We start from the raw sequence: 10726 nt of genomic DNA, 5'->3' as shown, positions 1-10726 counted from the left end.
ATGTCCGCCTCGCCCGTGGAGGAGCGCCCGCGGCCGATGCCGGGACGCTGACCGAGTCGGGGAACCGTAAGCGAGCGCACGGACGGGGGCAAGACCGCTGACCGAACCGGTTCGGCGGTCCTGCCCCTGGGGTGCGGCTGCCGGCGGGCGCCGCGGTGGAGCGGGAGGGGGAGCGGGGATCAGATCTTGCCGACTCCGGCGCCCGCCGTCACGATCGACTTCACGCCGGAGGCGGTGTCCGCGGTGTAGCTGTACGGGATCGCGGCCACGCTGCCGCCGGTCTGGCCCGCCGGGGAGTTGACGAAGTGGTTGTTCTTCGCCGCGAGCGAGCCGGGGTCGGAGCTGCCCTCACCCAGGTGGTACGTGTCGTCGGTGTTCTCGAAGTAGTTGCCCTCGACGAGGACGCCGGCGTTCTCGGTGGCGGCGACGCCGTACGAACCGACGTTGCCGAAGTAGTTGTTCAGCACGTGCACCGGGTTGCCGAAGCGGACCCTGGGGTTGCGCTGGTTGGTGCCGTCGAACCAGTTGTGGTCGTACGTCACCTTCAGCTTGCCGGTGTCCTCGGAGGAGTTGCTGTCCGAGTGGCCCAGCAGCATGTTCTTGTCCTGGTCGTGGCAGCGGTTCCACGAGACGGTGATGTTGGTGGAGGCCCGCTTGATGTCGACACCGCCGTCGTAGGCGCCGGAGATGTCGTTGTGGTCGATCCAGACCTTGGAGGAGTACTGCACGTTGATCGCGTCGTCGTTGGACCCGGTGAACGTGAGGTTCTGGATGATCACATTGCTGACTTCGCTGATGTTCAGCCCGCTGCCCGTGATCCTGCCCGCCGTGCCGACACCGACGACGGTCTTGTTGGAGGCGACCTTGGTCATGCTGCTCAGCGAGATGGTGCCGTTGACCCGCACGATCACCGCGTCGGTGCGCTGAACGGCGGCGATGAACTGCGAGGCGTTGGTGACGGTCACGGTTGCGCCGCCGGCGCCGCCCGTGGTCCCGGCACCGAAGCCGATGGGGCCGGCGGCCGCCACCACGTCCTGCTGGTCGGGGGCGGCGCCGGCGCCGGTCGCCCCGGTCAGCGCCAGCGTGGCCGCCAGGGCGGTCGCCGCGGCGGCCGTGATGGTGAACCGTGCGCTCGTCCTGCGCATGGAAATCTCCGTCCGTGGGGTTTCTGGAGAGTGTCTGGCTGTGCACCGGTGCCGCGCGGCCGGCATGCCAGTGATGCTAGAGCGGTCGCCGTGGACGATGACGCGACCGATGTGGACTATTGCGCGCGGCCCCCGTGGACGGGGAAGCCGCCGAAGCGGGACCGGTCCGGGCGCCGGGGCGAGGCGCACCCGCGGACCCGCCCGCCGCCGCGGGCAGAGCCGTGGCCGCAGTGCCGGGGGCGGCGAGCATCGCGAGGGGGCGCGGGGCGGCTCGGCGTGCATCTGGTGGGCGAAGTGCGCAAGGAGCCGACCGCCCTCCTCCCCGAGACTCTGGCGCACATCCTGTTCCACCGTTCCTGTGGACCGAGCGGGAGTGAGTCCGTTCAGCCGCACGCGCCGAACGGTCTTGGGCGCACTGGTCCCCGGCGTACTCGGCCCCGGGTGGCGACACGGATCCTGTCCGTGGTCCGGTCCCGGGAGGCCGGTTCCGACCCGGCCAGATGGATACGGCCGGCGACCTGCTCTTCGGCCACCCGCAGCCGATCTGACAGGCCGTCGGCCACCCGCCCGGTTCGGAAGCGGGGCGTACTCGTTTCCGCCGCACGACCGGATCCCGTGCGCCGCCACGCGCGCGGGATCCGGTCACGTCAGCCGCACGAGCTCGTCAGCCTCCCGAGGGACTGGTCCAGCCGGCGGCGACATGGCCGAGACGCACCCGCTGGGGGTGGTCGCCGACCGGGACCGACACGGCCTTCTCCCCTGTGGCGAAGTCGATCGCGGTGACCTGGTCGGCACCGGCCTCGGAGATCACGCAGGACCTGCCGTCGCCGCTGACGGTGGCCCAGTACGGCTTCGAGGCGGTGACCAGCGGTCCTTCCTGGAGCGTCGCCCTGTCCACGACCGTCGCGTAGTCGTCCATGGTCCCGGCGACGCACAGCTTGCGGCCGTCGGGGCTCATCGACATGCCGTGGTGGCGGGAGTCGTTGACCCAGGTGGTCCGGTCCTCGCTCGTGGCGGGGTTCTTCGGGAGCGTCTTGATCCGCTCGATGCGGTCGGAGGCCACGTCGTACTCCAGGAAGCCGTTGAAGAACGACACCTGGAAGTAGAGCTTGGACTCGTCGGGCGTGAAGGCTATCGGGCGGACGGAGTCCGAGAGGTCCTTGCGGCCGAAGGCGTCGAGCCGCTCCCGCATGTCGATGACCTTGACCTGCTCGAAGGTGGCCGCGTCCACGACCGTGATCCGCCGGTCGCCCTTGGTCCAGTCCAACCAGGGGTCGTCGAGCGCCGTGTTGACCTCACCGATCGACATGTTCCACAGGTACTTGCCGCCGTCGGTGAAGACGTTCTCGTGCGGCTTGTCGCCGGTGGAGAAGGAGCCCAGCTGCCGGCCGGTCTCGATGTCGAGCACGTGGACCTTGTTGGAGGTGGAGGCGGAGACGGCGACGCGGGTGCCGTCGGGCGAGACGGCCATGTGGTCGGAGCGGTACCCGGAGACCGGGAAGCGCCAGTTGATCCGGCCGGTGGCGAGGTCGATGGAGACGACGTCGGCGAAGCTGGGGCGGGAGACGACGACGGACGAGCCGTCCGGTGTGGAGTACATGTCGTCGACGAACTGGTCGTGGCCCTCGCCCGGGCCCTGGCGGATGCCGAGGAAGTAGGCCAGCTTGATCGGGTTGAGGTAGATCTCGGTCAGCCGCTGGTCCTTGTCGGGGATGACGTTGATCCGGCCGATCCTCGTGAAGTCCCCGGTGGACTTGATGACGTCGGCGGTGCCGTCCCAGTTGTTGCCCACGAACATCACCTCACGCAGGCCGGACGTGTCGGCCTGCTGAGCCGTGGGCGGCGTCGCGGACGCCGCGGTGCCCGTAAGGGTGAGGGCGAGCGCGGCGGTGAGGGCGCCGAGGGCTCTGTGGCGCACTGGGTGCCGACGGCCGCGGGCCGCCGGGCGGGCCTGCCCGGTGCTGGAAACCGACATCGTCGTCGTTCCTTCCGTGTGGGGGACCGGTCAAGGGTGCTCGGTCGTGGGTGCTCGGATCGTGGTGGGGGGACTGCTGCGCAGGCAGAGGTGGTGCGGGCATGACAATCGGGGAGCTGTTCGGGTCCGGGGTGTCCCGCCTTCCGCCGGGAACCGGCGGACGCCTCGCCGGACCCCGGGCGTTCGGCGGAAAACGGGCGAACCCGGTCTGAATACGGGCCCGTTCAGATTCCGCTACTTGAAAGTAACGACGGGCGGCTGCCGCTACAAGGGTTGCGACGGGAGAAGATGACCACGCAACCACCGAGGGAGGGTCAGTGACGGGAAGGCGCAGCAGGCCGACCGGCCGCTACGGGGGCAGGACCGCCCAGGAGCGCCAGGCCGAACGGCGCCGCCGGTTCCTGGAGGCCGGCCTGGAACTGTTCGGCGGCAGCCCCGGCTACCGGAACACCACCGTGGCCGCGCTCAGCGCCGCCGCAGGGCTGTCGACCCGCCAGTTCTACGAGGAGTTCCGCACCCTCGAGGACGTGCTCAGCGCTCTCCACCTCCAGGTCAACGACTGGGCGGAGCAGGCGGCCGCGGTCGCGCTCGCCGACGCCGACGCGGCCGGCCTCCCGCTCGCGGAACGCGCCGCCGCCGTCTTCCGCGCCTACGCCGCCAATGTCACCGGCGACCCCCGCCGCATACGCATCACGTTCACGGAGATCGTGGGCGTCAGCGCCCGCATGGAGCGCCAGCGCCTCGTCCGGCGGGCCCGCTGGATCGACTTCATCTGCGCCGAGGCACAAGCCGCCGCGCGGCGGGGCGAGGCGGTGGACCGCGACTACCGGGTGGCCGCCGCCGCCTTCATCGGCAGCGTCAACGGTCTCCTGCACGACTGGAGCACCGGGTGGGTGGACGCGAGCCTGGACCGGATCGTCGACGAACTCGTGCACCTGCTGCTCGGCCTGCTCCGTCCGCTCGACGCGTAGGGGGCTCCGCCCCTCGCCCGCGGGCGCGCGTCCCCTCCGCGTCGGCCGCCGCCCCCGCGCCACGTGAGCCGGCCGTTCCATGAGCCGAGCCCCTTCGCGGGAGCCGGCCGTCACGGACCCGGCCGCCGGGCGATCGGCGCCGACCCGGCGCTCCTGCCGGCCGGCTCCGCCCCGGCGGCCCGATCCCCTGGGCCGGCCGGGGCGGTGGGGTCACCGGCTCATCGGGCCTGTTCGTCGAGTCCCGTACGGACAGGGGCCGGTTCGCCGGCGCTGCCCCCGGCCTCGGCGCTCCCGAGGGCGGCGGAGGCGGCTTCCAACGGGGACGGAGCGCCGACCGGAGCGGCCGGGCCGACCGCCGGGTGGCAGGTGAAACCGAGCCGGGTCAGCGCCCGCGTCACCTCACCGGTGGTGAAGTCCCTGCGGTCCTGACCGGTGATCACTTCGCCCACCTGCTTGACGGGGAAGACGCGGCGGCCGATGGTCACGGACTCGCCCGTGACGGGTTCGGGTTTCACGCCCTTCATCGACTGCTGCACCTCGCTCTTGATGAGGTCGAAGGGGAAACGGGCGATAACACAGCGCATGGTGCCTCATGGGGTTCGGGGAGAAAGAGCCGGAAGGCCGGGGGCGGCAGGCCCGGGGCGTGGAATGGACATGGAATCGGCGTGGATTGAGGCTTCCCCGGGACGCCGGCGAATTCCGGGGTCGGTCGTCCGGTCGGGGTATCGCGGGAACGAGAGGGACCGGAGAAGGACACGAATCCCGGTGATACCGGCGCGCGGGAATTGACGTGTCCGGTGGCGCGAAATTCCGGGCAGCGGTGGGCCGGGGCGGCCGGTGCCGTGTCGCGGCCGGCGTCGGGCGGACTCCCGCCCCGCCCGGTTCCCGGGCGGAACTCGCGCCTCACGGGTGGGTCGTCACGGGCGGGCCCCGGGGCTCGCGTGCGGCACGCCCGCGTACGCGTCGTACGCGGAATGCGCCGGGGCGGTGCTCACACGGCCCGGCATGAGAACGAGCCGGGGCCCGCACCCGAAGGTGCGGGCCCCAACCACGTCATGCGCCTGGTCAGGCGGGGACGATGTTCTCCGCCTGCGGGCCCTTCTGGCCCTGCGTGACGTCGAAGCTCACCTTCTGGCCCTCCTGCAGCTCGCGGAAGCCCTGGGTGGCGATGTTCGAGTAGTGGGCGAAGACGTCGGCGCCGCCGCCGTCCTGCTCGATGAAGCCGAAGCCCTTTTCCGCGTTGAACCACTTCACGGTGCCAGTAGCCATGCCATATCTCCTTCGGGGCAGTGCTCGAGGATCCGCACTGTGCGGGCCCTCGCGTCGCCGCGATGATTACCCCGTCCGGAAACCCGGAAATGCAGAGTGCACGTCCCCGGAGCGAATCCGGAGAAGTGCACTCGAAGTCTTGGGAACCACAACTGCAACTGATGACCACCGTAGCATGGTGAATGTGAACGGGCACGGCGAGTAATTTCGCTGACTCTGTCAGCGTATAAACCCTCACCGTGCACCGTGCGAATTTCTGTGCTTGCGGCGACAGGTATGGCCGTGCGGGCGCTGCCCGCCCGCGTTCAGGAAGAGCGCGAACCGGCCGTGCCGCTTGCCCCGGGCGCCGACCGGCGCAGTTCCTCGTTCATCCGCAGGGCCTCCTCGAGCTGGTCCTCCAGCGCGACGATGCGGCACGCCGCCTCGATGGGCGTACCCCGGTCCACGAGGTCACGGGCGCGGGCGGCGATGCGCAACTGGTACCGCGAGTAGCGGCGGTGGCCGCCCTCGGACCGCAGCGGAGTGATCAGTCGGGCCTCGCCGATCGCCCGGAGGAACCCGGGCGTGGCGCCGATCATCTCCGCGGCGCGGCCCATGGTGTAGGCGGGGTAGTCCTCGTCGTCGAAACGGTCGCCGGCACTCTGGCTGGTCTCCGGGGGCATTGCACCTCTTCTTGTACGCGTCCGGGGCCCGCGGCGCCCTGCGGCGCCGGGGTCTCGAGGGGCCCGGCCGGTGGCCCTCGCGCGCGATACACGCCCGCGCGGGTGATCCACATGGCCTTGGTACCCCAAGGTTCACATGCCTACCGTAGCCATGGCAGATTTTCTCGGACCGGCAGGTCAGCTCCCGGCAGGGCCGGGCCGGCGCCGGGCGGGGCTCCGGGTCCGCGGTCTCAGCCCGTTCCTGGACCGCCCGCGCCCGGTTCGCGGCCGCCGGATCCGGCCGGCCCTTCGCGTTCGCGCTGCGTCACGACGGTGCACTTCGGATCACGACGGTGCACTTCGGATCCCGGGCCGAGGCGATCCCCGCGTGGAACACCCCGAACCGGGTGCACGCCGGGGCCGCGAGCAGGGCGGCCCCTCCCGCCACCGCCGCCGCGCGGCCGCGCCCGCCGCCCGCTGCCGTGGCCGCGCCCGCCGCGGTCAGGACCCTCGCGGCCCGCATCAGCCGGCCGGCGAGGCCGTCCCGGTAGGCCTGCGCGACCATCCCCAGGCGGCGCTCCGGCACGGCCGCGGCCGTGAGGTCGAGCGCCGCGCCGAACAGCGCCGCGCCCCGCGCCGGGGCGTTCTCGCGGACGGGGGAGGCCACGAGAGCCATGCCGGCCGCGGCGGCCACCGCGGAACCGGTGAACAGGAAGGGCAGTTCCCGGTACCCGTCGTGCCAGGCCGGAACGGCGGTGTCCGAAGCGAGAACGGCGGTGTACGAGGCCACGGCGGGACCCAGCAGCGCCGCCGTCGCGGTCGCGCGCGGCCGGTCCGCTGAAGGCGGCCGGTGACGTCGAGGGCCGCGGCCGCGCCCGCCGCCGGGCCGTACGCCGCCAGCAGCCAGGAGCCGACGCTCATCGGCGAGGTGGGCTTGAGTACCCGCAGCATGTGGTGGAAGCGCGCCGGGCGGCCCAGGTCGTGGACCAGGGCCGCGGTCGAACCGGCGACGGCGGCGAGCGAGGACACCTTCAGGGCGCGCGCCATACCGGGCCATCACGTGGATGACCTCCCAAGGACCGGGCCTTCGCACCTGGGCGGGCGCGTCCTTGATGTCCGGGCGGGTACGGGCGCGGCAGGCGGTGCCCCGACCCATCGATCGGCGCATGCTGGGAAGACGGTGGGGAGCCCCGGGGCCAGGCCACCACCGGAGCGTCCCCCAAGCCGTCCAGCGAGGGAGGGTTCCCATGCCCATCGCCAGCAGCAACCCGGCCACCGGCGAGACCCTGAAGACCTTCGATCCGCTCACACCCGAGGAGATCGAAACCAGGCTGGCCCGTGCCAGGGCGGCGTTCGAGGACTACCGCACCACCTCTTTCGGGGACCGGTCCCGGCTCGTGCGCGCCGCGGCCGACCTGCTGGAGGCCGAGCGGGACGAGGTGGCCCGCACCATGACCACCGAGATGGGCAAGACGGTGGTGGCGGCCCGAGCGGAGGCCGCCAAGTGCGTCAAGGCACTGCGCTGGTACGCCGAGCGGGCCCCGGAACTCCTCGCCGACGAGCACCCGTCGCCCGCCGACATCGAGGACTCCGGCGGAGCGGCGGCATTCGTGCGCTACCGGCCCCTCGGCGTCGTACTCGCCGTCATGCCGTGGAACTTCCCGCTCTGGCAGGTGATCCGCTTCGCGGCGCCCGCGCTGATGGCAGGCAACACCGGACTGCTCAAGCACGCCTCCAATGTGCCGCAGACCGCGCTGTACCTCGAGGACCTGTTCCGCCGGGCCGGTTTCCCCGAGGGCTGCTTCCAGACCCTGCTGGTCGGCTCCGGCGCCGTCGAGGGCATCCTGCGCGACCCCCGGGTCGCGGCGGCCACCCTCACGGGCAGCGAACCGGCGGGCCGGTCGGTGGCGGCCGTCGCCGGTGACGAGATCAAGAAGACCGTGCTGGAACTCGGCGGCAGCGACCCGTTCGTCGTGATGCCGTCCGCCGACGTCGACAAGGCGGCCGCGGTCGCCGTCACCGCCAGGACCCAGAACAACGGGCAGTCCTGCATCGCCGCCAAGCGCTTCATCGTGCACGCCGACGTGCACGACGCCTTCGCGGCCCGGTTCACCGAGCGGATGCGGGCCCTGCGCGTCGGCGACCCGATGGACGAATCCACCGACGTCGGCCCGCTCTCCAGCGAGCGGGGCCGCGCCGACCTCGAGGAACTCGTCGACGACGCCACCGCCAAGGGCGCCGAGGTGCTGTGCGGCGGCCGCCGCCCCCGGGACCTCGGCGGGAACCTGGACGCGGGCTGGTTCTACGAGCCGACCGTGCTCGGCGGGATCACCCCGGAGATGCGCATCCACCGGGAGGAGGCCTTCGGGCCCGTCGCCACGCTGTACCGGGTGTCCGGCACCGACGAGGCGGTCGCCCTGGCCAACGACGTTCCCTTCGGCCTGTCCTCCAACGTCTGGACCGACGACGCGGAGGAGCAGCGCCGCTTCACCCGCGACATCGAGGCCGGCGGGGTCTACTTCAACGGCATGACGGCCTCGCACCCGGCGATGCCGTTCGGCGGGGTCAAGCGCTCCGGGTACGGGCGCGAGCTGTCCGGACACGGCATCCGCGAGTTCTGCAACGTCACCACCGTCTGGTTCGGCACGGCGCCGGCCCAGGGCCCGGGCGCGACCGCCGCCGAATAGCCGGTCGCGTCAGTGCCGGCCCCGGACCGGGCGGTCCGAGGCCGGCCACAGGTACGGAAGGTCGTCGGGGACGCCGGGGAACATCCCGGCGTAGAACCCGGGGTCCTTCCGCACCAGCGCCGACCGGTGACTGAGGTGGAAGTCCGGGTTCCCCAGCCAGGGCGGCAGCGCCCCGGCCCACTCCAGGGCCTCCTGCGTACGCGGTACGGCGATTCCCGTGGTCGACTCGAGGTCCGAGCGCAGCGTGGCCGCGCAGGTGTCCGCCCGGCCGGTCCTCGACCACTCGGCGCAGATCTCCAGGCCGTACCTGACCAGTGCCTCCTCGTACCCGGCCCACATCCGCACCACCGGGTGCCGCCGCCACCCGTACCCGGGGACCACCAGCCCGCGCAGCACCTGCACCGCCTCCACGCGCTGTTTGCCCAGCCGCCGCGGGTCGAGCGCACGGGCGGTCCTGGCGAAGTCCGGGTACGGCAGGAAGGTCTGCATGCTCCTCGCAACGGCTTCTCGCGACGGCCGGCTGTCCCCGGCCGCTCCCCGCCGCCTCGTGCGACAGGTCCGCACCGGGTACCCCGGCCGACCCTCGAACATGCCACCTTGCGTGTCCCCGGCGGCCACGCGCGCCGATACGCGCCGATACGCGCCCGACCGGGGCCCCGGACCGGCCGGGCGCAGCGCCGGCTGCGGCCGCCCCGTCGCCGCTGCCGCGCCGGGCCCGGGACGACGGCGATCGGGGCGGCGGTGGTCACCGCGACGGTGCGCCGCGTTCCGCCTGGGCCCCGGGCCCGGATCGCGGCGCTCGTCGTCGCCGTCCCCCGGCGGCCTCGTGCCGTCGGCGCGGCCAACGGTTCACCGGCGGCCTTCGCCGCCGTCCAGCACTTCCTCCGGGGGCACCCGAGCGCCCGAGGAACCGGCCGGGCAGCGCGCGAATCCTGCCGCTGCCGGCCCCGGGCGCGCCACCAAGGGCTCAACGGGACACTGTGAGGCGGGCGTTCACCGCCTCACTGGTCTCCTCGGCGATCAGGTCCCCGTTGATGGCCGCGCCGGCCCGTACGCCGGCGGCCGCCGAGCCGATCACCACCTCGTTCAGGGACGCCGCGTTGCCGACCGCCCACACACCGGGAACCTCCGTGGCACCGGACGGGTCCGCCGGGAGGTGGGTTCCGACCACATGGCCGTTCATCTCCTGCTCCCTCGCCTCGAGACCCAGGCCGGCCAGCGCGCCGACACGGGCCGTCAGCCGCGGGGTCACCGCGAGCGCGTCGCAGGGGAACTCCCGGCCGCCATCGAGGCGTACGGCCGCCAGCCGGTCGTCCCTGACCTCCACCGACGCCACCCTGCCCTCCACCACCGGGATGCCACGGGCCGTCAGCTTCTCGTACTCCTCGTCGCTCGGCTCGGGGGCGGTGTGCAGGAAGAGCGTCACGTCGCCGCTCCACTGCCGCCACAGCAGCGCCTGGTGCACGGCGAGCGGCCCGGTCCCGAGGATTCCGATCCTCCGGTCGCGCACCTCCCAGCCGTGGCAGTAGGGGCAGTGCAGCACCTCGCGCCCCCACCGTCCGGCGAGTCCCGGGACCTCGGGCAGTTCGTCGGCCAGGCCGGTGGCGATCAGCAGCCGCCTGCCCGAGACGGCATCCCCGCCGTCGAGGCCGACCGAGAACCCGCCCGTCGCCAGACGCCGCGCCGACACGGCACGGCCCTGCCGGATCTCGCCGCCGTACCCGGTGACCTCGGCACGGGCGTCGGCCAGCAGCCGCGCGGGAGGCACCCCCTCCCGGCCGATGAACGTGTGCACGCCGCTCGCCGGCGCGTTGCGCGGCTCACCCGAGTCGATCACCAGTACCGATCGCCGCGCCCGGGCCAGGGTGAGCGCGCCACTCAGCCCCGCGGCCCCACCGCCGACTACCACCACGTCGAATTCCGTCTTCAGTCCGCTCACAACTGCTCCTTCCCTCCGGGCCGATGCTGCGCCCGGACCGGCGAGGACGGCAAACATGGTTGCCGGAACGGCAAAAAGCGGGACTGCTCGGCGGAGGGC

Annotated in this window: 9 protein-coding genes and 1 pseudogene; 2 read left to right on the top strand and 8 right to left on the bottom strand. The window is 72.7% G+C overall.

The window, feature by feature from the left end; all coding sequences use genetic code 11:
• Positions 1-179: 179 nt before the first annotated feature.
• The gene (locus tag GUY61_RS28265) at positions 180-1145 is read right to left on the bottom strand and encodes a polysaccharide lyase family 1 protein (protein ID WP_166633089.1); all 966 of its coding nucleotides are present in this window, start codon (positions 1143-1145) and stop codon (positions 180-182) included.
• A 664-nt stretch (positions 1146-1809) separates the two neighbouring features.
• Entirely contained in the window at positions 1810-3120 is a 1311-nt protein-coding gene (locus GUY61_RS28260; RefSeq protein WP_166633088.1) for a YncE family protein, read from the bottom strand.
• Positions 3121-3437: 317 nt separating this feature from the next.
• Between GUY61_RS28260 and GUY61_RS28255 the strand changes: the two genes are divergently transcribed.
• Entirely contained in the window at positions 3438-4091 is a 654-nt protein-coding gene (locus GUY61_RS28255; RefSeq protein ID WP_166633087.1) for a TetR family transcriptional regulator, read from the top strand.
• Positions 4092-4309: 218 nt separating this feature from the next.
• Here the strand turns inward: GUY61_RS28255 and GUY61_RS28250 are convergent, their stop codons facing one another.
• The 4 genes and pseudogenes from GUY61_RS28250 to nrfD all read right to left on the bottom strand — a co-directional run.
• A complete protein-coding gene (locus GUY61_RS28250) occupies positions 4310-4675 on the bottom strand; it encodes an SCO5918 family protein (RefSeq protein WP_166633086.1) in 366 nt (121 codons plus the stop codon).
• Between the two features lie 481 nt (positions 4676-5156).
• Positions 5157-5360 carry a cold-shock protein gene (locus GUY61_RS28245; protein WP_037915390.1) on the bottom strand — a complete coding sequence of 68 codons (204 nt, stop codon included), beginning with the start codon at positions 5358-5360 and terminating at the stop codon, positions 5157-5159.
• Positions 5361-5665: 305 nt separating this feature from the next.
• On the bottom strand, positions 5666-6022 hold the full coding sequence (locus GUY61_RS28240; RefSeq protein WP_166633085.1) for a MerR family transcriptional regulator: 357 nt from the start codon (positions 6020-6022) through the stop codon (positions 5666-5668).
• A gap of 304 nt (positions 6023-6326) precedes the next feature.
• A pseudogene (nrfD, locus tag GUY61_RS28235) lies at positions 6327-7054 on the bottom strand (NrfD/PsrC family molybdoenzyme membrane anchor subunit); the annotation flags it as partial.
• Between the two features lie 194 nt (positions 7055-7248).
• Between nrfD and GUY61_RS28230 the strand changes: the two are divergent.
• Positions 7249-8688, top strand: a complete 1440-nt coding sequence (locus GUY61_RS28230; RefSeq protein ID WP_166633084.1) for an NADP-dependent succinic semialdehyde dehydrogenase — start codon at positions 7249-7251, stop codon at positions 8686-8688.
• A gap of 9 nt (positions 8689-8697) precedes the next feature.
• Here GUY61_RS28230 and GUY61_RS28225 read toward each other — a convergent pair whose 3' ends face one another.
• Complete coding sequence (locus GUY61_RS28225; protein ID WP_166633083.1) at positions 8698-9177, bottom strand: MSMEG_6728 family protein; 480 nt, start codon at positions 9175-9177, stop codon at positions 8698-8700.
• A 478-nt stretch (positions 9178-9655) separates the two neighbouring features.
• A complete protein-coding gene (locus GUY61_RS28220) occupies positions 9656-10627 on the bottom strand; it encodes an NAD(P)/FAD-dependent oxidoreductase (protein ID WP_398957187.1) in 972 nt (323 codons plus the stop codon).
• Positions 10628-10726 lie beyond the last annotated feature (99 nt).

It is taken from the genome of Streptomyces sp. GC420 (assembly GCF_009916105.1).
GTDB lineage: Bacteria > Actinomycetota > Actinomycetes > Streptomycetales > Streptomycetaceae > Streptomyces.
The sequence above is the reverse complement of the archived record's forward strand: the minus strand, read 5'-3'. Positions and strand labels throughout refer to the sequence as shown.